This window comes from Brevundimonas sp. 1080, from assembly GCF_040545985.1.
Taxonomy (GTDB): Bacteria; Pseudomonadota; Alphaproteobacteria; order Caulobacterales; family Caulobacteraceae; genus Brevundimonas.
Genome location: NZ_JBEPMW010000001.1, coordinates 465,743 through 486,183, shown reverse-complemented (window position 1 = coordinate 486,183; position 20,441 = coordinate 465,743). Strand labels below are relative to the sequence as shown.

At 64.1% G+C, this 20,441-nt stretch carries 20 protein-coding genes; 11 read left to right on the top strand and 9 right to left on the bottom strand.

Going from position 1 to position 20,441, the window contains the following annotated elements; genetic code table 11:
- Positions 1 to 19 precede the first annotated feature (19 nt).
- The 5 genes from ABIC32_RS02475 to map all read right to left on the bottom strand — a co-directional run bounded on the left by ABIC32_RS02475 (position 20) and on the right by map (position 3,574).
- Positions 20 to 922, bottom strand: a complete 903-nt coding sequence (locus tag ABIC32_RS02475) for an aldo-keto reductase family protein (protein WP_242077198.1) — start codon at positions 920 to 922, stop codon at positions 20 to 22.
- Between the two features lie 5 nt (positions 923 to 927).
- A complete protein-coding gene (locus ABIC32_RS02470; RefSeq protein WP_055752906.1) occupies positions 928 to 1,170 on the bottom strand; it encodes a BolA family protein in 243 nt (80 codons plus the stop codon).
- 56 nt (positions 1,171 to 1,226) lie between these two features.
- Entirely contained in the window at positions 1,227 to 1,751 is a 525-nt protein-coding gene (locus tag ABIC32_RS02465) for a GNAT family N-acetyltransferase (RefSeq protein WP_354072097.1), read from the bottom strand.
- Positions 1,748 to 2,473, bottom strand: coding sequence for a RadC family protein (radC, locus tag ABIC32_RS02460; RefSeq protein ID WP_354072095.1), 726 nt, complete (start codon positions 2,471 to 2,473; stop codon positions 1,748 to 1,750). Before radC ends, ABIC32_RS02465 begins: the two co-directional genes overlap by 4 nt.
- A gap of 282 nt (positions 2,474 to 2,755) precedes the next feature.
- Positions 2,756 to 3,574, bottom strand: coding sequence for a type I methionyl aminopeptidase (map, locus tag ABIC32_RS02455; protein ID WP_017504701.1), 819 nt, complete (start codon positions 3,572 to 3,574; stop codon positions 2,756 to 2,758).
- Positions 3,575 to 3,671: 97 nt separating this feature from the next.
- Here map and ABIC32_RS02450 point away from each other — a divergent pair, with 97 nt between their 5' ends.
- Both ABIC32_RS02450 and ABIC32_RS02445 read left to right on the top strand, forming a co-directional pair.
- Positions 3,672 to 4,439 carry a competence/damage-inducible protein A gene (locus ABIC32_RS02450; RefSeq protein ID WP_354072093.1) on the top strand — a complete coding sequence of 256 codons (768 nt, stop codon included), beginning with the start codon at positions 3,672 to 3,674 and terminating at the stop codon, positions 4,437 to 4,439.
- A 162-nt stretch (positions 4,440 to 4,601) separates the two neighbouring features.
- On the top strand, positions 4,602 to 5,951 hold the full coding sequence (locus tag ABIC32_RS02445; protein WP_354072091.1) for an OmpP1/FadL family transporter: 1,350 nt from the start codon (positions 4,602 to 4,604) through the stop codon (positions 5,949 to 5,951).
- A gap of 223 nt (positions 5,952 to 6,174) precedes the next feature.
- Here the strand turns inward: ABIC32_RS02445 and ABIC32_RS02440 are convergent, their stop codons facing one another.
- Both ABIC32_RS02440 and ABIC32_RS02435 read right to left on the bottom strand, forming a co-directional pair.
- Positions 6,175 to 7,656 carry a DEAD/DEAH box helicase gene (locus ABIC32_RS02440; RefSeq protein WP_354072934.1) on the bottom strand — a complete coding sequence of 494 codons (1,482 nt, stop codon included), beginning with the start codon at positions 7,654 to 7,656 and terminating at the stop codon, positions 6,175 to 6,177.
- Between the two features lie 297 nt (positions 7,657 to 7,953).
- Positions 7,954 to 8,517 (bottom strand): hypothetical protein, encoded by a 564-nt coding sequence (locus tag ABIC32_RS02435; RefSeq protein WP_354072089.1) that lies wholly within the window; start codon positions 8,515 to 8,517, stop codon positions 7,954 to 7,956.
- Positions 8,518 to 8,681: 164 nt separating this feature from the next.
- Here ABIC32_RS02435 and ABIC32_RS02430 point away from each other — a divergent pair, with 164 nt between their 5' ends.
- A complete protein-coding gene (locus ABIC32_RS02430; RefSeq protein WP_354072087.1) occupies positions 8,682 to 8,921 on the top strand; it encodes a hypothetical protein in 240 nt (79 codons plus the stop codon).
- Positions 8,922 to 9,009: 88 nt separating this feature from the next.
- A complete protein-coding gene (locus ABIC32_RS02425; protein ID WP_354072085.1) occupies positions 9,010 to 9,432 on the top strand; it encodes a hypothetical protein in 423 nt (140 codons plus the stop codon).
- Between the two features lie 40 nt (positions 9,433 to 9,472).
- On the opposite strand, the gene ABIC32_RS02420 is transcribed toward ABIC32_RS02425, so the two are convergent.
- Positions 9,473 to 9,661: a hypothetical protein gene (locus ABIC32_RS02420; protein WP_354072083.1), complete on the bottom strand. Its 189-nt coding sequence runs from the start codon at positions 9,659 to 9,661 to the stop codon at positions 9,473 to 9,475.
- Here ABIC32_RS02420 and ABIC32_RS02415 point away from each other — a divergent pair.
- Positions 9,642 to 11,321 (top strand): ATP-dependent nuclease, encoded by a 1,680-nt coding sequence (locus tag ABIC32_RS02415; RefSeq protein WP_354072081.1) that lies wholly within the window; start codon positions 9,642 to 9,644, stop codon positions 11,319 to 11,321. The two genes, ABIC32_RS02420 and ABIC32_RS02415, sit on opposite strands and share 20 nt — an antisense overlap.
- Before the next feature lie 83 nt (positions 11,322 to 11,404).
- On the top strand, positions 11,405 to 12,160 hold the full coding sequence (locus tag ABIC32_RS02410; protein WP_354072079.1) for an HNH endonuclease: 756 nt from the start codon (positions 11,405 to 11,407) through the stop codon (positions 12,158 to 12,160).
- A gap of 30 nt (positions 12,161 to 12,190) precedes the next feature.
- Here the strand turns inward: ABIC32_RS02410 and uvrB are convergent, their stop codons facing one another.
- A complete protein-coding gene (gene uvrB, locus ABIC32_RS02405; protein ID WP_354072077.1) occupies positions 12,191 to 14,530 on the bottom strand; it encodes an excinuclease ABC subunit UvrB in 2,340 nt (779 codons plus the stop codon).
- 316 nt (positions 14,531 to 14,846) lie between these two features.
- On the opposite strand from uvrB, the gene ABIC32_RS02400 reads away from it, so the two are divergent.
- From ABIC32_RS02400 to ABIC32_RS02380, 5 genes are all read left to right on the top strand, one after another.
- Positions 14,847 to 17,804, top strand: coding sequence for a TonB-dependent receptor domain-containing protein (locus ABIC32_RS02400; RefSeq protein WP_199060422.1), 2,958 nt, complete (start codon positions 14,847 to 14,849; stop codon positions 17,802 to 17,804).
- 161 nt (positions 17,805 to 17,965) lie between these two features.
- Positions 17,966 to 18,301, top strand: a complete 336-nt coding sequence (locus ABIC32_RS02395) for a PadR family transcriptional regulator (RefSeq protein WP_199060408.1) — start codon at positions 17,966 to 17,968, stop codon at positions 18,299 to 18,301.
- Between the two features lie 26 nt (positions 18,302 to 18,327).
- Positions 18,328 to 19,440 (top strand): hypothetical protein, encoded by a 1,113-nt coding sequence (locus ABIC32_RS02390; RefSeq protein WP_354072074.1) that lies wholly within the window; start codon positions 18,328 to 18,330, stop codon positions 19,438 to 19,440.
- 73 nt (positions 19,441 to 19,513) lie between these two features.
- Positions 19,514 to 20,215, top strand: a complete 702-nt coding sequence (locus ABIC32_RS02385) for a hypothetical protein (protein ID WP_199060407.1) — start codon at positions 19,514 to 19,516, stop codon at positions 20,213 to 20,215.
- On the top strand, positions 20,208 to 20,417 hold the full coding sequence (locus tag ABIC32_RS02380) for a helix-turn-helix transcriptional regulator (RefSeq protein ID WP_199060406.1): 210 nt from the start codon (positions 20,208 to 20,210) through the stop codon (positions 20,415 to 20,417). The genes ABIC32_RS02385 and ABIC32_RS02380 overlap by 8 nt, the downstream gene beginning before the upstream one ends.
- Positions 20,418 to 20,441 lie beyond the last annotated feature (24 nt).

Genomic DNA, 20,441 nt, shown 5'->3' with positions numbered 1-20,441 from the left:
GCACAACCGCTGGGGCCGGTCAGGCCGCCTGATTGGCCACGACGCGCGCCATCTCGATCTGCGCGGCCAGGCCCGGCGGCATGTCCCGCTCGGGCGCGGCGGCCAGTGTCGCCAGCCGATCGGTGTCGGTCGGAGTGACGATCACGCTGGACACCGACGGATCGGTCAGCACGTAGGACAGGCAGATCGCCTCGGCCGTCCAGTTCTGGGTGCGATACAGGAAGCCGAAGGCGTCCTTCTTGGGCGTATCGACGGGACGCTTGTCCTTGCCGAAGCCGAACAGCCCCTTTTTGAAGATCGGCGCATCGGGCGCCCGCGCGCGCCGGTCGGCGTAGAAATCATAGGCGAAGACCGCCATGTCCTGCTCGCGCGCCGAGCGGATGCGGTTTCGGATCTTCCAGTCGGCGTTGATGTCGAACGGCGTCAGCAGGGCGTCGAACGCCCCCGTCGACACATAGGCGTCCATCACGTCGCCGCCGCCGGCGATGCCCAGCAGCTTGATCCGCCCCGTGGCGCGCATGGCCTTCAGCGCGCTGAGCGACGACTGCGCCAGTTCGGTCTCGCCTGGCTCGTGCAGCACCGCCACGTCGATCCAGCCCAGGCCCGAGAAGTGCAGCACCCGGTCGATGGCCGCCGTCATCCCCTGGGCCGAGAAGTCGCGCTGCTGGTCGCGGCCGTCGCCGGCGCCCAGGGTCAGGCTGACGTAGACCAGCTTGCGATCCACATGCGACAGGGCCTCGCCCAGCACCTCGGCCGCCACCGGGTCGGCGGTCTCCAGCCGATAGCTGTTCACCCCCGCTTCCAGCGCCGAATACAGCAGGTCCAGCCCGGCCTCGCGCCCGCGCTTCAGCACGTCGGCGCCGAAACTCAGCGTCAGGTTGGAGATGGCGGAGCCGGAGACGCCGAAGGGGCGATAGCGCATGGCCCTCAGCCCTCCTTGGCCGGTGCAGAGGTCTCCAGCGCCAGGGCGTGCAGTTCGCCGCCCATCTGACCCTTTAGCGCGGCATAGACCATCTGGTGCTGACGCACGCGCGGCAGGCCAGCGAAGGCGCTCGACACGATCCGCGCGCGATAGTGGTCGCCGTCGCCCGCCAGATCCTCGATCTCGATCTCGGCGTCGGCGAAGGCTTCCACCAGATGCTGGCGCAGCGTTTCCACGGACATGGGCATGGCGGGCACTCACACTTCGTTGGATGCCAGTTTGCCCGATAATCCTTAATGCCGACCTACGGCGCGCGGCGGGGTCGTTCGAACAATTGGACCGGCTGGTCTTTGTAAGTCGTCGTCGCATAGGGGCGATAACCCACCCGCGCCGCCAGCTTCAGCGAGGCCAGGTTCTCGGGCGAGATCATGCAGACGGTTCGCCCCTCCAGCCTCCGGTCGGTCCAGGCCAGGGCCGCCGTCAGGGCCTCGGCCGCATAGCCCCGCCCCTGAAACCTCGGCGCCAAGCCCCAGCCCAGCTCCGGCGCATCGAATGGCGGCTCCATCTCGCGGCGATAGTCGAACACCCCGACGCTGCCCAGATAGGTGCCGCCGTCCCGCAGCCGGATCGTCCAGTTGCCATGGCCCATCGCCGCCCAATGGCCGAGATCGCGCAGCAGCCGGAACCAGACCTCCTCGCGCCCCAGCGCCCGGCCCATGATGTGGCGCGTGAAATCCTCATCGGCCCAAAGGGTCAGCAGATCGTCGAAATCGTCGGTCAAGACGGGGCTCATCACCAGTCGCTCGGACGTCAGAATCCTGTCGGTCACATCAGGCCCAGTTGCTTGAAGCTGGCCACCCCGTCGCGGCCGACGATCAGATGGTCGTGAACCTCGACGTTAAGGGCGCGGCCGGCCTGCACAACCTGTTTCGTGATCTCGATGTCGGGGCGGCTGGGGGTGGGATCGCCCGACGGATGGTTGTGTACCAGGATCAGGGCGCTGGCCGACAGCTCCAGCGCGCGCCGCACGACCTCGCGCGGATAGACCGGCGCATGATCGACCGTGCCGCGGTTCTGCACCTCGTCCAGGATCAGCTGGTTCTTCTTGTCCAGATACAACACCCGGAACTGCTCGCGAGGCTCGTGCTGCAAGGCGACGCGGACATAGGCCAGCAGCGCCGTCCACGACGAGATCACCGGCCGCTTCGCCGTCGGCTCCTTCGCGATCCGCCGCGTCACGTCGAAGATCAGCTGAAGGTCCAGCGCCACCGCTCGCGTCGCCTTGCCGACGGCGTATCCCATCGACCGCGCCACCTGATCCTCGATCGCCTCATGGCTGGCCGCCCCGATCCCCTCCAGCCCTCCGAACCGTGCCAGCAAATCCTTGGCCAGCGGCTTGGTGTCCTTATAGGGCACGCTGCGAAACAGCAGCAGTTCCAGCAACTCATAGTCGGGCAGGGCGCCCAGGCCCCCCTTCGCCGCCCGCTCACGCAGCCGGTCGCGATGACCGCTGTGGCGGGGTTTGGGCTTGATGAGAGTTTCGTCGGTCATACGCCGTCGGGCTCGCAGATGCGCAACCTTGGCAGGATCGGTCGATCCGGCGATGGGCGCAAGTGCAGCGTGTGCGACTACACTTTTCTTTCGTCATCCTCCGGCAAGCCGCTTGCGGCGCAGACCGGGGGACCCAGCGGCGCCGAAGGCGATCCATCAGTTCGCAAGACGTCGAAAGACCGGGGTCGCGGCAGGTTCGCGCTCACGCGCGCCGCTGGGTCCCCCGGTCTCCTTCCGCTTTCGCGGGGGTTGCCGGAGGATGACGAAAGAAGAAGCTCGCCGTCAGTTCGGTCGGAACAGCCCCGCCGGCGACGCCGTGAAGATTTCCAGTCCGTCTTCCGTCACCCCGATGGTGTGCTCGCACTGGGCCGACAGGGACTTGTCGCGCGTCACGGCGGTCCACCCGTCGGACAACACCTTCACGTGCGGCTTGCCCAGGTTCACCATCGGCTCGACGGTGAAGAACATGCCGGGTTTCAGCACCGCGCCCTCGCCGCGACGGCCGTAGTGCAGGACGTTGGGGCTGTCGTGGAAGACTCGGCCGATGCCGTGGCCGCAGAAGTCGCGCACCACGCTCATCCGCTGGGCCTCGACGAACTTCTGGATCGCATAGCCGATGTCGCCGAACGTGTTGCCCGGCTTGACCTGCTCCAGGCCCAGATCCAGCGACTGATAGGTCACGTCAATCAGCTTCTTGGCCCGCGCATTGATCTCGCCCACCGCATACATGCGGCTGGAATCGCCGTGCCAGCCGTCCACGATCACGGTGTGGTCGATGTTGACGATGTCGCCGTCCTTTAGCACCCGGTCGCCGGGAATGCCGTGGCAAACGACGTGGTTGATCGAGGTGCAGACGGTCTTCTCGTAGCCCTTGTAGCCCAGGCAGGCGGGCAGGCCGCCGTTGTCCAGGGTGAACTCGCGCACCAGATCGTCGATCGTGCTGGTCAGGACGCCCGGCTTCACATGCGCCGCGATCATGTCCAGCGCCTCGGCGACCAGACGGCCGGCCTTGCGCATGCCCTCGAAGTCTTCCGCCTCATGGATGCGGATGGCGCTGGAGCGGACCAGGACGTCGGTTTCGAGTTCGGGCGTTTCGTACATGGGGCGATCGGTCTGCAAAAGGCGGGATACGGCGCAATCCGTTCGCCGCAGATGGGCGTTATAGCATGAAACCTCAAGCCTGCCCCCGGATTCCCGCATGACCGACGCTGACACCGACCGCTCTGGCCCGACCGCCGCCGTCCTGGTCATCGGCGACGAAATCCTGTCGGGCCGGACCCAGGACACCAACACCAACACCATCGCCCGCTTTCTGGCGGCGTTGGGGATCGACCTGATGGAGGCGCGGGTCGTCAGCGACGATCACGGCCGGATCGTCGAGGCGTTGGACGCCCTCCGCTCACGCTGGGACTATGTCTTCACCACCGGCGGCATCGGTCCGACCCATGACGACATCACCGCCGACGCCGTGGCGGCCGCCTTCGGCGTGGCCCTGCCTGAACATCCCGACGCGCTGGCGATCCTGTCGCGCCGCTATGGCGACGACTTCAACGCCGCGCGCCGTCGCATGGCGCGCATCCCGGAAGGCGGCGTTCTGATCGCCAATCCGGTCACCGATGCGCCCGGCTTCCAGATTGGCAATGTCTTCGTCATGGCCGGCGTGCCCAAGATCATGGAGGCGATGCTGGAGGATGTGGCCCCGCGCCTGCGCACCGGCGCCATCGTTCATGCCCAGACCTTGAAGGTCAGAGGCGTGGGCGAGGGGGCTGTGGCGGATGTGTTACGCGCAGCAGCCAACCAGCGCCGCGACCTGTCCTTCGGCAGCTACCCCTTCGGCCATGGCAGCGTCGGCGAGATGGGAATCCATCTGGTTATTCGTGGCCGCAACGCCGATCAGATCCATGCGGCGGCGCATGATTTGATCGCAGAACTGCGTAATCTGGGCATCGACGTTGCCGCTGCGTAACCTCGCAAAGCCGTGATCGTGTGCGGCTCGGGCGCCACGGTTTCGCCTGTTTCCGGTCCGATGGGGGCCTTGCCCGCAACGCTTTCGCGCCGCGAACGCTGAGAGGGCTCCTCCCCTGATCGACCGCGCGTAATGCGGCCGGCGCTTACTTAGGTGTATGAAATGACCTCCAGGAACTTCGCCCGCGTGGGCGGGATCGCCCTGACGACCGCCCTGCTGGCCGGCGTCGCCGCCCCGGCCATGGCCGGCTCCTTCTATGTCCAGGAACAATCGACCCGCGGCCAGGGTCGCGCCAACGCCGGCGTCGGCGCCGACAAGGGCGTCCAGTCGCTGTGGTGGAACCCCGCCGCCATCGCCGGAACCCAGCGCGAAGTCTACCTCGGCGCCCACGGCCTGATCCTGGACTCCGACGTCGACAATCGCGGCTCGACCCTGACCTACAACGTCCCCGTCGCCGGCGTGGGCGTGGTCAGCCGTACCTATCCGGTCAACGGCGACCCGCACGTCCATGACGTGGTCGAAAGCGGCATCGTGCCGAACTTCGCCGTCTCCATGCCGATCGGCGACCGCTTCAACGTCGGCCTGGCCGTCCAGGCGCCCTACAACTTCACCACCAAATATGAGCCGACCGACTTCGCGCGTTACGACGCTCTGACGTCGGAACTGCGCTCGGCCAACGTCAGCCTGGTCGCCGCCATGACGGTCACCGACTGGCTGGACATTGGCGCCGGTTTCGACGCCCAATACGCCAAGGCGACCCTGTCGTCGGCCCTGCCGAACGCGCCGATCCCGGCCGTCCTGTCGCCCGCCTATGTCGTCTCGCCGTCGACCGATGGCCGCAACCAACTGGAAGGCGACGGCTGGGATTACGGATGGAACGCCGGCGCCCAGATGCACTTCGGCAAGCTGGACCTGGGTCTGTCTTACCGCTCCAAGATCGAACACGAGCTGGAAGGTTCGGTAAACATCTCGGGCCTGACCGGCGTCCTGGCCGGGGCCAACGTCTCGACCGATGGCGGCGCCTCCTTCACCACGCCTTGGTACGCCACCGTCTCGGCCCGCTACGCCGTCAACGATCGCCTGACCCTGAACGCACAGGTCAACCAGATCGGCTGGAGCGAGTTCGACGCCATCCGCGTCGCCTACACCGGCGGCGGCTCGACCATCGTTCAGGATTATGACGACGTCACGACTGGCGCGATCGGCTTCGACTACAAGATCGATCCGTCGATGACCTTCCGCGCCGGTCTGGGCTACGACCCGACCCCGACGCCCGACGATCACCGCACCGCCCGCATCCCGGACGGCGACCGCTGGCTCTACGCCGCCGGTCTGTCCAAGACGATCGGTTCGATGACCTTTGACGGCGCCGTGACCTACATCGACATCGACACCGCGACGATCAACGACACGCGCGACGTCTATGGCAACGGCCTTGTCGTCTCGAACCTGCGCGGCGAAGCGCAAGGCTCGGGCGTCGGCTTCTCGCTGGGCGCGACCTGGAACTTCTGAGGTCCACCCACCCCCGGCTGACATGAGAACGGCGGCTCCTTCGCAGGAGCCGCCGTTTTTATTCCTCCCCCGCAAAGCGGGGGAGGGGGACCGCGCGAAGCGGGGTGGAGGGGGCGGAAACAGGCGCGACGTTTGACGTGTCGCGCCGTTCGACGGTCGCCCCCTCCACCGCTTCGCGGTCCCCCTCCCCCGTTTCGCTGCGCTGCACGGGGGAGGACCCAGATCAGCTCTTGGCGGCGCCGCCGTAGCCCTTGCCGCCGTTCGACGGGCGGCGACGCGGGCGGCGCTTCATCTGACCTTCCGCCGGCTTGGCGTTGTCATTGATCGACGGCACGCGCTCGCCGGCCAGGGGGTTGTAGGCGCGCTCGGGACGCGGGGCCGCCGGGGTTTCGCCTGGGCGGTTGCGACGCTGGCGGTGCGGCTGGCCGCCGCCTTCCGGACGCACGCCGTCGCGGTGGGGATTGCGGCGGCCGCGACCGCCGCGTCCCTGACCATGGCCGCCTTCGTTGCGCTCACCGCCTTCGCGCTCGGGCAGGGTCGCCTTCTTGCCGACGCCGGTGGCCATGATGGTGGCGTCCAGCTGGCCCAGGGCCTTGTCGTTGCGGCGGTCGATGGCCGGGATCTTCTGGCGCGTGACCTTTTCGATGTCGCGCAGCAGCTTCATCTCGTCGCCGGCGACGAAGCTGACGGCGGTGCCGTCCTTGCCCGCCCGCGCGGTGCGGCCGATGCGGTGGACGTAGCTTTCCGGCACGTGCGGCAGTTCGAAGTTCACGACGTGCGAGACGCCGTCCACGTCGATGCCGCGCGCGGCGATGTCGGTGGCGACCAGGACGCGCAGCTTGCCCTTCTTGAAGGCTTCCAGGGTGCGCTCACGCTGGGGCTGGCTCTTGTTGCCGTGGATGGCCCCGGCCTCGACGCCGCCGGCTTCCAGATAGGCTGCGACCTTATCGGCGCCGTGCTTGGTCTTGGTGAAGACCAGGCAGCGCGTGTATTCGGGATCCGAGAACATCTCGGTCAGCAGGGCGCGTTTGCGGCCCTGTTCGATATAGACGACCGACTGGCTGATGCGCTGCACCGTGGTCGACTGCGGCGTGACCTGGACCTTGACCGGATCCTTCAGCAGTTCGCCCGCCAGCTTGCCGATCTCGGACGGCATGGTCGCCGAGAAGAAAAGGTTCTGGCGCTTGGCCGGGATCTTCGAGACGATCTGGCGGATCGGCTTGATGAAGCCCAGGTCCAGCATCTGGTCGGCCTCGTCCAGCACGAAGATTTCGGTCGAGGACAGGTCCAGGTTCTTCTGCTGGATGTGGTCCAGCAGGCGGCCGGGCGCGGCGATCAGGATGTCCAGACCCTGCTGCAGGGCCCGCTCCTGGGCGCCGTATTTCACGCCGCCGAAGATCACCGCGACCCGGAAGCCCAGGTGCGCGCCGTAAGCCTTGAAGCTGTCGCCGATCTGGGTGGCCAGTTCACGCGTGGGGCTCAGGACCAGCACGCGCGTCGTGCGGGGCCGGGGCGGAATGCGGTTTTCGGCCAGGCGATGCAGGATCGGCAGGGCGAAGGCGGCGGTCTTGCCGGTGCCGGTCTGGGCGATGCCCAGCAGGTCCTTGCCGGCCATGACGTCGGGGATGGCCTTTTCCTGGATCGGGGTCGGCTTGGTGTAGCCGGTCGAGGCCAGGGCCTGCAGCAGGGCCTTGTTCAAGCCCATGGATTCGAATGTGGTGCTCACAGCAGTCTATCTTTCGCGTAGCGGCAGGGCGCGATCAGCCATGGCATGACGCCGTCGGGCCGCGCACCGCCAGTCCCGACGGGGCCTCGGGGAGGGGGCCTGCGGGGTGGATCGGGCGCCGCCCCGCGTGTCCGGGCAGCGAATGGATATGAGGGGCCGGCGGCTTCTACAGACAGGTCCGAGTGGGACCCACACGCGCTGGAGACGCCGGAGATCGCGAGTGTGCGACGCCGCGCAAATGGGCGCTTATCGCCGATAAGTCAACTGCGGCGCCCCTCAGGGCGCGTATCGCGTCGCCGCCTCCGGCAGGCCGTCGGGCAGGCCGATGGCCGCGCGCCAGTCCTCGGGATGCAGCCGCGCCATCTCCAGATCCAGCCACGCCAGCGGCTTCAGCGCCCCGTCCGCGTCCCAGAACCGCTCCGCCCACGGCTGGTCCGTCTCGATCGCCCGCGCCCGGTCCCGCGCCGTCGCCTCGGGCCCCAGATGCGTCGCGCGCCAGTGGTACAGCCACGGAATATGCCAGTGCGGCGCCCGGCTCAGCCGCTCGTCCGTCATCGCCGCCGCCAGACATTCCGCCAGCGCCCGCGCGTCCTCCAGCTGGGCGTTGAAGGCGTCGCGCCGCGCCTGGATATGCCGGTCCCAGCCCTCGGCCGGCTCGATCGGCGCCAGCGTCGGCTCGGGCCGTTTCCAGCCTTCCGCCTCGCGCCGCTTCCACAGGGCGTGCACCCCGACGTCATAGCGCGCGGCGACCGACCGCGCAGTCTCGCCGTCCTCCCACGCCTTACGAACCTCGGCCCAGACGGCATCCGGCCGGATCTTGCGATGTATGCCCTGGCTCATGGGACAGGGGTGTCGCACGCCCCTGCGTCATCATCGGTCGCACCTGCGGCTCATGCACAGCTGGCGCGTGACCCCTGACATGTCGCGATGTGGAAAATCAGGTCTCTAGCCTCGAAAATCGGCCTTCTTCCGGCCTGGGGTAGAGACCGCTCCATAATGCCCGCATGGAAAAACGCCGCTACAAGATCAAACCGCCCGAGGTCTGGACCCAGGTCCGAAAGGACTATCTGTCCGGCCTCGACGCCAAGACCGTCGCCGCCCGCCACGACGTGACCGAGGCCTCCATCCGCGCCCGCGCGACGAAGGAGGGCTGGTCCCGCCATCCGCGCAGCGAGGCCGCGTCCTGCGCCCCAGCCCCTGTCGCCGCAGGACGCGGCCGACCTGTCGCCGGACGACCCCAATGACCCGGCCGCCCAGGCGCGCGCCGCCGCCCAGGCCTCGGGCCGCGCCCTGCACGCCCAGGATTTCGCCCAGGCCCGCGCCCTGGCGGCCTTGGCCGAGACCTATCGCAAACTGGCCGACCGCGACGGCCCCGGCCGCGCCGCCCGCCTGACGGTGAAGAACGCGCCCCTGCAACTGGTCTTCGACATCCTGACCAATGAGGCGGAGGCCGAGCGCCGCTTCGCCATGAACACCAGCGACAAGAGCGACTGGGAACTGCGCGGCCAATACTGGCAGGCGAAGCAGAAACTGGAGCGCGCCAACACCGAATGGGGCCACGCCCAACTGGCCCGCCGCGTCCAGCTGGACCGCCGCATCGCCGCGCTCGAGGACCAGCTCCGCGCCGCCGGCCTCGACCCCGTCATCGAACGCGAACAGGACCGCCGCATCTCCCAGGGCCTCGACCTCTACGTCGGCGAGCCGCGCGGGACCATCACGATGGAGGAGTGGGACAAGACGCTGGATGAGTTGTGACATCAGATCCCTGTGAGCCTGAGAGGCCTGAGGGCCTTATTCAGACTCGCCGATAGGTGCCGCGCCCATCGAAAGCCCACCAACCCTGATCACGTAGCACCTGAAGCTGCTGTCTGATCTTCGCGCGGACGTTGTAATTGGCTGGATACAGCGCAGCCAAGGGCGCCTCGCGAGCATAGACATCGTCCAAGGTGAACTCCGGCTTCCCTATGGCTTCGACCGTCTTCATCACGGCCAGCAGCCAGAAGTCAGCCGCAGCAAATCTGGAACTTAGGCGCGGAAACCAGCAAGGCCCTATCTTGACGTTGAGTGATCAAACTCCCCAAGGTGAAGCTATGTTTTTTACCGTCATGGACGCCAGAGCGCCACAAAACGCCCCGCCAGAATCGGCTTTTCTTATCATCGATAACTGGGATGACTGGTTTTCTTATCGCACCATGTTCACCTTAATAGTCGTTGACCGCGACGGCGAGCACCACCAACCCGGAAGTGTGAAGATTGGTGAACGCGGAATGCGGGGCAGTCAGCATGTCGAAAACGGCGTTTCTGGCCAGCGTTCGCCTAACCTTCCCCAAACCTTTGATGCCCTACCGGACGGATTTTTCTCGCTGGGGCAAGATGAAACCTACTACGAGACATTGAACCGGTTACCCGAGGCTCTGAAGTATCGAGTTCTTGAGGGCCTCCGCGATCTAGCGCTGGACCAGTCGTTGTTCGACTTGGTCGAAGATGAAGATGTCGTCTCTCAGTCACTTCTCCGAGGCATCAACGCCTCCTCGGTGAGAGGGCGATACCATCGCCTGACGAAAGGCGACGCCAATCTTACAGAATTTCATTTCAGTTATACGCTACCTCAATACGGCGACGTTGTCCCACCAGTGTTGACGTTTGATGTCCGGCCAGACGTCGACCCGCCCACGAACGTCCACGTACTTATTGGCCGAAACGGTGTTGGTAAGACGAGGCTAATGCAAGGCTTGGCGCGTTCGCTTCTGAAACACCCGAACGATGACAACTCTGTGGGGACGATTGCAATTGAAGCCGATTTCTTTGGGCCTCAAGGATTTGCAAGTCTAGTCCTAGTGTCGTTCAGTGCATTTGACGACTTTGACCTACAACTCAGACAAGATGAACCAATCAAAGCGGTTCAGGTCGGCCTGCGAACCAGCATTGATACGATCACCGGAAAAGTGCCGGCAACCAAATCCCCTATTCAGCTGGCCGAAGATTTTGTCACCAGTCTCGAAAAATGTAGAGTCGGGCTCCGTGCCGAGCGGTGGCGCAAGGCTGTGGATACTCTTGGGCAGGATGACCTCTTCGCAGAGTCGAATGTCGCTTCTCTCCTCGAGATACCCGACGACGAATGGCGGGCCGAAGCGGCCAGATTATTCAGACTCTTGAGTTCTGGACACAAGATAATCCTGCTGACTATCACCAAGCTTGTTGAACACGTGGACGAACGAACACTTGTGCTGCTCGACGAGCCTGAGGCTCATCTTCATCCTCCACTTCTGGCAGCCTTTGTTCGAAGCCTCTCGGACCTGTTGATCAGCCGAAATGGCGTCGCCCTGATCGCGACGCACTCGCCGGTAGTCCTTCAAGAAGTTCCAAAATCCTGTGTCTGGAAAATTCGCCGTGACGGCCGTCAGACGCGCGTTGATCGTCCCGAAGGTGAAACTTTCGCAGAAAACGTCAGTGATTTAACGCGTGAAGTTTTCAATTTAGAGATCACCAAGTCTGGATTTCATCAGCTCATTGCTGAGGCGGCTCGCGACCCGCTAAATAGCTACGAAGATATAGTTGCTTTGTTCGAGGGTCAGCTCGGCGCTGAAGGAAGGGCGCTTGCTCGCGCGCTGGTTTCCGAACGTGATTTCGGCGGCTCGGTATGAGGCAAATACAACCACCTAACATAGGCGTAGGAGACGCGCTTGATGCTTGTTTGCTACATAAACGGGCTGACCTCCGCGATCGCTTGGAACGGGCGCGCGGCAACCTAGTTGCCGCAGAAATCGAATATCTCCAGCGCGGGCCGTTGAAGACGCTTTATGAGATTGTAGAAGCAGGTGACGTGGGTCCAGGGCTGGTATCCGCCGGCGAAATGGAAGGCTTATACACAGGCACTTTTAGTCGCAAAGGGACGCAATCACGCGACCTCTACGACAAGATCAAACAAGGCGCTCCGAACGGCATATGCCCTTTGTGCGGCAGTCAGCAAATAAAGACGCTGGACCACTACTTGGCGAAAACCAAACATCCAGCACTCACTATCACTCCAATCAATCTCGTTCCCAGTTGCTCCGACTGCAACAAGGCCAAGGGCGACAGCCAGGCGGCCGCGGATTCGGATCAGCACCTGCACCCCTATTTTGACGATGTCGATGACGGCGAGTGGCTTTTCGCCACAGTCGTCGAAGCATCTCCACCGTCGTTGAACTACCGCGCCGATCCTCCCGCCGCTTGGCCTGCGCCAAAACGTGAGCGAGTTATCGCGCACTTTGAAAATCTAGCGCACGGGTTTTTGTTCGCCGCGCTATCCAGTGATCAACTTCCGTCTATGCGAACCAGGTTGCGCAGACTTTTAGCCGCGGGTGGCGCTCAAGCCGTCAGAAACCACCTCAGCGAAGACCTAGAAGGCCATAAGGAGGAGCGGCGTAACAGTTGGCAGATCGCGATGTATGCTGCCCTCGTTGCGTCCGATTGGTATTGCGGCGGAGGATTCGACGCTTAAGGCTGCCGGTAAAAAGCGAGTTCCTTTGAGCTACCGCCCCTTTCTGAACGCCGCCGCCTTTTCCGCCGCTGCCTCGGCCCGCCACCGCTTCGGCGCCGACTTGTCCACCGCTTCCCCCGCGCCGGTCAGGGCTTCGTTGGCGAACTCCAGGTCCATCAGCTTCATGCGCTTGATCTCGTCGCGCAGGCGGCCGGCTTCCTCGAACTCCAGGTTGGAGGCGGCCTCGCGCATGCGGCCTTCCAGGTCGCGCAGGGCGGCCTGGAAGTTGGAGCCGACGAAGGGTTTGGAGGCTTCGGCCACGCCCGGTTTGGTCAGGCGGTCCATCTCGCGTGACTCATAGGGGCTGTCCATGATCTCCTTGATGTCGCGCTTGACCGTTTCGGGCGTGATGCCGTGTTCGGTGTTGTAGGCGACCTGGCGTTCACGACGGCGGTCGGTCTCGGCGATGGCGCGCTCCATACTGCCGGTCATGCGGTCGGCGTACAGGATGACGCGGCCGTCCACATTGCGCGCGGCGCGGCCGATGGTCTGGATCAATGAGGTTTCCGAGCGCAGGAAGCCCTCCTTGTCCGCATCCAGGATGGCGACCAGGCCGCACTCGGGGATGTCCAGACCCTCGCGCAGCAGGTTGATGCCGATCAAACAGTCGAACGTTCCCAGCCGCAGGTCGCGCAGGATCTCGATCCGCTCCAGCGTGTCGACGTCGGAGTGCATGTAGCGGACGCGGATGCCCTGCTCATGCATATATTCGGTCAGGTCCTCGGCCATCTTCTTGGTCAGGGTGGTGACCAGGCTGCGATAGCCCTTGGCCGTCGTCGCCTTGACCTCGTCGATGACGTCGTCGACCTGGTTGCGGGTCTTGCCCGAGACGGGGCGGATCTCGACCGGCGGGTCGATCAGGCCGGTGGGGCGGATCACCTGCTCGACGAAGACGCCGCCCGCCTGTTCCATCTCCCACGGGCCGGGGGTGGCGCTGACGTGCACCGTCTGGGGGCGCATGGCCTCCCATTCCTCGAACTTCAGCGGGCGGTTGTCGATGCAGGAGGGCAGGCGGAAGCCGTATTCCGCCAGCGTCGACTTGCGGCGGTAGTCGCCCCGGAACATGCCGTTGATCTGGCCGATGGTGACGTGGCTTTCGTCCACGAACAGCAGGGCGTTGTCGGGGATGTATTCGAAGAAGGTCGGCGGCGGCTCGCCCGGCGCGCGGCCGGTCAGCCAGCGGCTGTAGTTCTCGATGCCGGCGCAGCTGCCGGTGGCCTCCATCATCTCCAGGTCGAACCGGGTGCGTTGCTCCAGCCGCTGGGCCTCCAGCAGCTTGCCGTTCTCGACCATCCAGTCCAGCGTCTCCTTCAGCTCCGCCTTGATGCCGGCGGCGGCCTGGTTCAGCGTCGGGCGCGGGGTCACATAGTGGCTGGCCGCATAGACGGTGATCTCGTTCAGATCGGCCGTCTTCTTGCCCGTCAGCGGATCGAACTCCTGGATCGCCTCCAACTCGTCCCCGAACAGGCTGATCCGCCAGGCCCGATCCTCCAGGTGGACCGGGAAGATTTCGATCACATCGCCCCGCTTCCTGAACATGCCCCGGTCGAAGTTCAGGTCGTTGCGCTTGTACTGCAGCGCGATCAGATCCGCCCGCAGCTTCGCCTCGTCGATCTGGTCCCCCACCTTCAGCGTGAACGTCATCGCCGTATAGGTCTCAACCGACCCGATCCCGTAGATGCAGGACACCGACGCCACAACAATGACGTCTTCTCGTTCTAGTATAGACCGCGTCGCAGAGTGCCGCATGCGGTCGATTTGTTCATTGATGCTTGAGTCCTTCTCAATGTACGTGTCCGTACGTGGAACATAAGCTTCCGGCTGATAGTAGTCGTAGTAGCTTACAAAGTATTCTACCGCGTTGTCGGGGAAAAACGACTTGAACTCGGAATAGAGCTGGGCCGCCAGCGTCTTGTTCGGCGCCAGGATCAGGGCAGGGCGCTGGGTTTCCTCGATCACCTTGGCCATGGTGAAGGTCTTGCCCGAGCCGGTGACGCCCAGCAGCACCTGATCGCGGTCGCCGGCCTGGGCCTGGGCCACCAGTTCGGCGATGGCGGCGGGCTGGTCGCCGGCGGGCGTGTATTTGGTTTCCAGCCGGAAGCGGCCGCCCTTCTTCTTGCCTTCGTGCGAGGGGCGGTGCGGCACCCAGTCGGCGGGCGCGGCGACCGGCTCCTCCGGCGTCAGGCGCGGCCCGGCGACCGGGGCGAACATCGGCATCTTGCCCGTATCGCGGATAAAGGCGGCCGACGCCTCCTGCACTCCTGGATTTGGGACGTGAACGGGCTTGGCCGGCTTGGCGGCGGCGGGCTTCGGCGTCGAAGAACGGTTCATGAACAGAACTTAGGCGCCGCCCACAAGTCTTGCCATAGCACGGAGGCCTTGAGCGGCCATATCGCGCAACATGGAACAAATCGATCTAAAAACCAACGTAATGTAAGAATCTTTTTCGTAATTTCAGGCTGAACTGCGACGTTCTACGCCCAATTTCACCGCCTTCTGAACGATTGTGTGACTTTTTCAGTTGTGGACAGCCTTCGTTGCGACTACGGCTGTCACACAATCGATACATTATGTATATCGATGATATATATCTGCGTTATGCAGATAGGCGATTAATATCGTGCCAATTGGGGTTGTGATAAGACGTATGCGAAACCGTAAGAACCACTTACTTGCATCGACTGTTGTCGGCGGCATTGTTACAGCATCGCTTGCGATGTTTGCTCCGTCTATGGCTGTGGCTCAAGATGCTGCGATTACTCAGAACGGTGAAGCTGCGAATGTTGACGAGATCGTTGTCATCGGTTCACGCATTCGCCGCGATAATTTTAATGCGCCCTCACCAACGCAGGTCGTGACACGTGAAGAGGCAACGCTGCAGGGCTTCGCTTCGACCACTGAGGCGCTGCAAAGCACAGCCGTCACTGGCGGCACGTCGCAGATCAATAACTCCTATGGCGGCTACGTCACCGACGGTGGCCCTGGCGCCAACACCATTGGTCTGCGCGGTATGTCGCCCAGCCGAACCCTCGTTCTCCTCAACGGTCGCCGCGTTTCGCCGGCCGGCTCGCGCGGATCGGTCGGCGCGGCTGACCTGAACGTCCTGCCCACCGCAATGATCGACCGCGTCGAAATCTTACGCGATGGCGCCTCGTCGGTTTACGGCTCTGACGCCGTCGCTGGCGTGGTCAACATCCAGACTCGCAAGAACATTCAGGGCGTGACGATCGAAGCCCAGCGCAACGAGGCGCTAGAGGCAAATGGCGCTGGCGGTTCGACTCGCCTATCGCTGACGGCCGGAACCAGCGGCGATCGCTGGCGCGCAGCGGGCTCAATCGAGCGTTACGAGCGTGACGAACTGACCTTGCGGGACCGTGAGTTCACGCGTTGCCAGACTGACGGGTTCCGCAATGGCCAGGACTTCATCGATCCCCTGACCGGCCTGTCGAAATGCTATCCGATCACCACGACCGGCTCGAACGGCGTGACGATCAACACGATCGGCACCGGTACAACTGCAGGCGTGGCCGCGGCCGGAGCTGTCGGCACGACCTTCAACCGTTGGCGCCCGAACTCAGCCGTCACCACCGGTCTGGTCGGCTTCGAGGGCGTCGGCGGCGGCCTGAACGACGTCAATGTGCGTGACACGTTCGAGGATCGCATGCTGAACGAGTCTTTGATTTCGCCAGTCGAGATTACGACACTCTACGGCGAAGCGGGCTACCAGCTTCAAGCGCTTGGCGATGCCGAGGTCTATGGTGAAGCTCTGTTCAACCGCCGGAAGTCGTCGCAGACCGGTTATCGTCAGCTGGCCTTGGACTATGCTGTTGGCAGCCCGCTGATCCCTGCCAATCTTCGAGGCAGTGTCGCCTTCGCCGACCAGGGTTTGAACAAAGGCCAGAATGTCGGCGTTCGCGCCTTCATCGGGTTCGGCAACGACTACTCCGAACAAGAGGTCGATTTTGGCCGCTACGTGGCGGGCATAAAGGGCAACTTCTTCATCCCCGAATGGCGCTACGACGCGTCCGTCAGCTACTCGCGCTCCAAATCGACCTATACCAGCGAGCAGTTCCTTACGGACCGCCTGATTGAGACGCTTGATGTCGTGCAGACCGCGCCGGGCCAGTTCCAGTGTGCTCAACTGGGAGCCAATCCTGGCTGTATCGCTGCCCCTGTTCTGAACACCCAAACCATTGGTGGCGTTCTGCCGCAAAACTGGGTCAACTATGTCTTCCGTCCGGTGACCGGCACCACCGAGTTTACCGAAAAGGTCGTCAGCTTCGGCATCGACGGTCCGCTCTTTAGCCTTCCTGCCGGCCAAGTTATGGGCTTCTTTGGTGCTGAATGGCGTGAGTCGGAAATCGACGACACGCCTGGTCTCGACAGCCAACTGGGCAACACCTACAACTTCTCGACCTCGGCCATCACGCGCGGCTCGGACTCGGTGAAGGAAGTGTTCGGCGAAATCGAAGCGCCGATCCTGGCGGACATGCCGTTTGCCAAGGAACTGACGCTGAACGGTTCGTTCCGCTACACTGACTATGACTCCTACGGCGACGACACTACTTACAAGATCGGTCTAGTCTATCGTCCGATCGACTGGGTCACGGTTCGCGGCACTTACGGCACATCGTATCGTGCACCTGCGCTGTTCGAGCAGTTCGTTGGCGCCACGACCGGCTTCCAGTCCAATACTCTGGACCGCTGCAACAACTACGGTGCGCCAAACGTAAACCCGAACCGGGTCGCCAACTGCACCGCCGAAGGCCTGCCGGGCGACTTCCAGTCGGTCACGAGCGTTCGTGTCGTCACCTCGGGTGGCGCAGACGCCGGTCTATCGGCCGAAACCTCGACCAACATGACGGTTGGTTTGGTCCTTCAGCCGCCGCTGCCGTCCAACTGGGGTGATCTCTCCTTCGCTGTTGATTACTACGAAATCGAGGTCGAGAACGGCGTGTCTCGCACGGGTGCGGGTGAAATCCTTACCCGCTGCTACGACTCCAACCCTGCTGACTTCGCCGCCAACAACGGCTTCTGCCGTCTCGTCACGCGCAGCACCGTCGACAACAGCCTGACGGTCCAGGACAGCTACATCAACCTGGCCACGGACAATGTGAAGGGCTTGGATTACACTCTGCGCTATCGCAAGGATGTCGGTCCTGGCACGGCTTTGTTCAATCTGGCCGTCACCCAGTACACGGAAATCTCCAGTAAACTGTTCGCCGACGATCCGCTGGAAGACTTCACCGGCATGATCAACAATCCGGAATTCACCGGAACGGCCGATGTATCCTACGCGTGGGACAAGTGGCGCGTGCGTTACGGAGTCGAATGGATCCAAGGTACGGACAGCTACGCCTATTACGAGGAAGATCCGGTTACGTCGGATTACGATCTCGAGGTCGGCGACTACTGGCTGCACAACGCCTCGGTTCAATATTCGGCCAACGGCTGGACCGCGACCGTCGGCGTGCGCAATCTGTTCAACGAAGACCCGCCGGTTATCTCGTCTGGCGTCTACAACCGGGTCGGCAATGCACCGCTGTATTCGGGTTATGATTACTTGGGCCGCACAGCCTTTGTGAACCTGACCAAGTCGTTCTAAGCGTTAGCTTCTGAAAGACGTTATTTGGGCGGCGGACTTCGGTCCGCCGCCTTTTTCTTTGGGTGATCTCCCGGAGAGGCGGTGGAGGGGCGCTTGACTCCCTCACACAGTATGCCGCATACACTGTGCGTCACACACTATGTGACGCACGGAGGTGGTGGGTGAGCGAAAATGACGAGGCGTTGCTGTTCGAGAGTCTGCGGTTGGAGCTGCGGCGGGGGTCGTTGATCCTGGCCGTGCTGGCGAGCTTGCGGCGCGAGCAGTACGGCTATTCGCTGCGGGTCGCCCTGGGCGAGGTCGGGGTCGAGATGGAGGAGAGCACCCTCTATCCGCTGCTGCGCCGGCTGGAGAGCCAGGGGCTGCTGGACAGCGAATGGCGCGAGGAGGGGCGGCGCAAGAAGCGCTTCTATCGCCTGTCATCGCGCGGGGAGGCGATGCTGGAACGGCTCGCCGTGGAATGGCGCGGCCTGTCGGCCTCGCTGGAGAAGATGCTGTGAATATCGGGAAAGAGGGAGAGACCGGCATGGACCTGGTCGAACGTTATCTGAAGGCCGTGGGGGCCCAGCTGCCGAAGGACAACCGCGAGGACATCGTCGCCGAGCTGCGCGACGAGATCATGGGGCGTCTGGAGGCCCTGGAGGCTCGCCTAGGACGGGCGCCGATCGACGACGAGGTCGAGGGCCTGCTGCGCGAAGTCGGTCATCCGCTGACCGTGGCGGCGCGCTATCGCCCAGGACCGCAGGCGCTGATCGGGCCTGAGCTCTATCCGTGGTGGATGTTCGGGCTGAAAGTCGGGCTGACGGTGATGGCGGCTGTCACCCTGATCGGCCTGGCGGTGCGGGTCCTGGTCGGCGACGTCTATGTGGGCCAGGCGATCGGGCAGGGCGTTTCCAGCCTGATCAGCGGGGCGATCACGGTCGTCGGTCTCCTGACCGCGGTCGGCTTCGTGCTGGAGCGTCAGTCGAAGAAGCCGGACTTCATCGCCAAATGGCGCGTCAAGGACCTGGGTATGTTCGAGCTGGGCGGCGATTTCGACGCCGAACAGTGGGGGCAGAAGCTGGCGAACGGCGACTGGTCGGGCGGAAGCGCGGGTAAGGCCAAGTCCGGCCGCGCCGTGCGCAAGAGCGCCGAGATGTCGCCCGTGGCGCGTGCGGTGGCCAGCGCCATCGGCTGGACCGTGGTGCTGCTGTGGTGGACGGGCCTTTTGCAGGTGGCGCCGATCCGGCCGGAGGAACTGGCCGGAGTCGTCGACGGCGTCGATTACGGGCGCATTCTGGCGGACATGGTGCGGGTCGCCTATTGGCCGGTCGCTCTGTTCGCCGCCTGCCGCATCGGCTTCGACCTGATGCGGGCGGCGTCGGGCGGCAATGTGCGGGTGACGGCGCTGGGCGATCTGGCGTTTGGGATCGCCGCCGCCTGGGGCCTGCTGTGGGTTTGGTTCTGGTCGCCCCTGTCGCCGGTGATCTGGGTCGGCAGCGTCACCGATTTCGTGGACCGGATTCGGGTTCTGATCGGCCGTTCCGGCGAGGACGTCGGCGGGGTGGCGACGATTCTGATGGTTGTGGTGGTCTGGGCCTTCGCCGCAGAGGTGGTGCGGGTCATCCGCGCGGCGGCGCGGCTGGTCGTCGGTCGATAAAGGCGACGCCCCCTCTTGACGGCATGTAACCTATAGGTGATATGTCACCTCAAGGTTACTTCAGGAGGACGTCGTGAACAAGGATGAAAACGCCGCGGTTCTGCGGGTGCAGTCGAGCCGGCGTCGATACTGGTGGGGCGGCGTCGCCATGCTCGTCATCGGCGCCGCCGCCTTGGCGGGTGGCGCGGGCTTTGCACTCATGCATGGAACAGAGGGCGATCAGGCGACGACGGCGGGCGTGGCGGCGGGCTTCGGCTTCGGGCTGATGATCATCGGGGCCATGACGGCGTGGTGCGGCCGCCCCGGTCAGACCATCGATGTTGCGGAGAGCCGGGACGGCGCCCGCCGCGAAAAGCTGCAGCGGGAGCGCACCCGACAGCTGGTGCTCTTTCCCCTCGTACTGCTGCTGTTCATGGCTCAGGCGCATCTGGCCATGCAGCGGGTTCTGGGCGGGGACCACAATCTCGGCGCCTACGTGCAGATCCTGCTGCCGGTTCTGTACGGCTGGTTGATTCCCGTGCTCGTCATGGGCTGGGATTGGAATGCACAGAAGAACCGCCGTCTGATGGAAGACGAGCTGACGCAGGTTCTGCGGGCGCGGTCGATGATCCTGGCCTTCGTCGTGCTGATGGGCGGGGTCACCGTGGCGCTGGGTCTGGGTCTGTGGCGCGCGGACTATGGCGTGCTGGCTCTGCCCTATGTGCTGGCGCTGGGCGGGGCGTCGGCGGGCCTGCGGTTCGCCTGGCTGGATCGCGAGGCCGGTCGCGATGGGTGATCCCAGGCTCGGCTCGAGGCTGAAGGAGGCGCGCTCCGCCGCAGGCCTGACGCAGCAGGGGCTGGCCGACAAGGCCAGCGTCTCGCGCAAGACCATCAATACGGTCGAGAACGGCGTCTTCGTGCCCTCGACCGTTCTGGCTTTGGAACTGGCCCGGGCTTTGGACACGACGGTGGAGGCCTTGTTCTTCCTGAGAGACTGATCCGATTCATGTCCGAAAACCGCG

What these genes read in the sequence shown, in the direction of transcription:
- ABIC32_RS02475 (WP_242077198.1), bottom strand. Translation starts at nt 922, where the DNA reads ATGCGCTATCGCCCCTTCGGCGTCTCCGGCTCCGCCATCTCCAACCTG.
- ABIC32_RS02470 (WP_055752906.1), bottom strand. Translation starts at nt 1,170, where the DNA reads ATGCCCATGTCCGTGGAAACGCTGCGCCAGCATCTGGTGGAAGCCTTC.
- radC (WP_354072095.1), bottom strand. Translation starts at nt 2,473, where the DNA reads ATGACCGACGAAACTCTCATCAAGCCCAAACCCCGCCACAGCGGTCAT.
- map (WP_017504701.1), bottom strand. Translation starts at nt 3,574, where the DNA reads ATGTACGAAACGCCCGAACTCGAAACCGACGTCCTGGTCCGCTCCAGC.
- ABIC32_RS02450 (WP_354072093.1), top strand. Translation starts at nt 3,672, where the DNA reads ATGACCGACGCTGACACCGACCGCTCTGGCCCGACCGCCGCCGTCCTG.
- ABIC32_RS02445 (WP_354072091.1), top strand. Translation starts at nt 4,602, where the DNA reads ATGACCTCCAGGAACTTCGCCCGCGTGGGCGGGATCGCCCTGACGACC.
- ABIC32_RS02440 (WP_354072934.1), bottom strand. Translation starts at nt 7,656, where the DNA reads ATGGGCTTGAACAAGGCCCTGCTGCAGGCCCTGGCCTCGACCGGCTAC.
- ABIC32_RS02435 (WP_354072089.1), bottom strand. Translation starts at nt 8,517, where the DNA reads ATGAGCCAGGGCATACATCGCAAGATCCGGCCGGATGCCGTCTGGGCC.
- ABIC32_RS02430 (WP_354072087.1), top strand. Translation starts at nt 8,682, where the DNA reads ATGGAAAAACGCCGCTACAAGATCAAACCGCCCGAGGTCTGGACCCAG.
- ABIC32_RS02415 (WP_354072081.1), top strand. Translation starts at nt 9,642, where the DNA reads ATGGCTTCGACCGTCTTCATCACGGCCAGCAGCCAGAAGTCAGCCGCA.
- ABIC32_RS02420 (WP_354072083.1), bottom strand. Translation starts at nt 9,661, where the DNA reads ATGAAGACGGTCGAAGCCATAGGGAAGCCGGAGTTCACCTTGGACGAT.
- uvrB (WP_354072077.1), bottom strand. Translation starts at nt 14,530, where the DNA reads ATGAACCGTTCTTCGACGCCGAAGCCCGCCGCCGCCAAGCCGGCCAAG.
- ABIC32_RS02400 (WP_199060422.1), top strand. Translation starts at nt 14,847, where the DNA reads ATGCGAAACCGTAAGAACCACTTACTTGCATCGACTGTTGTCGGCGGC.
- ABIC32_RS02390 (WP_354072074.1), top strand. Translation starts at nt 18,328, where the DNA reads ATGGACCTGGTCGAACGTTATCTGAAGGCCGTGGGGGCCCAGCTGCCG.
- ABIC32_RS02380 (WP_199060406.1), top strand. Translation starts at nt 20,208, where the DNA reads ATGGGTGATCCCAGGCTCGGCTCGAGGCTGAAGGAGGCGCGCTCCGCC.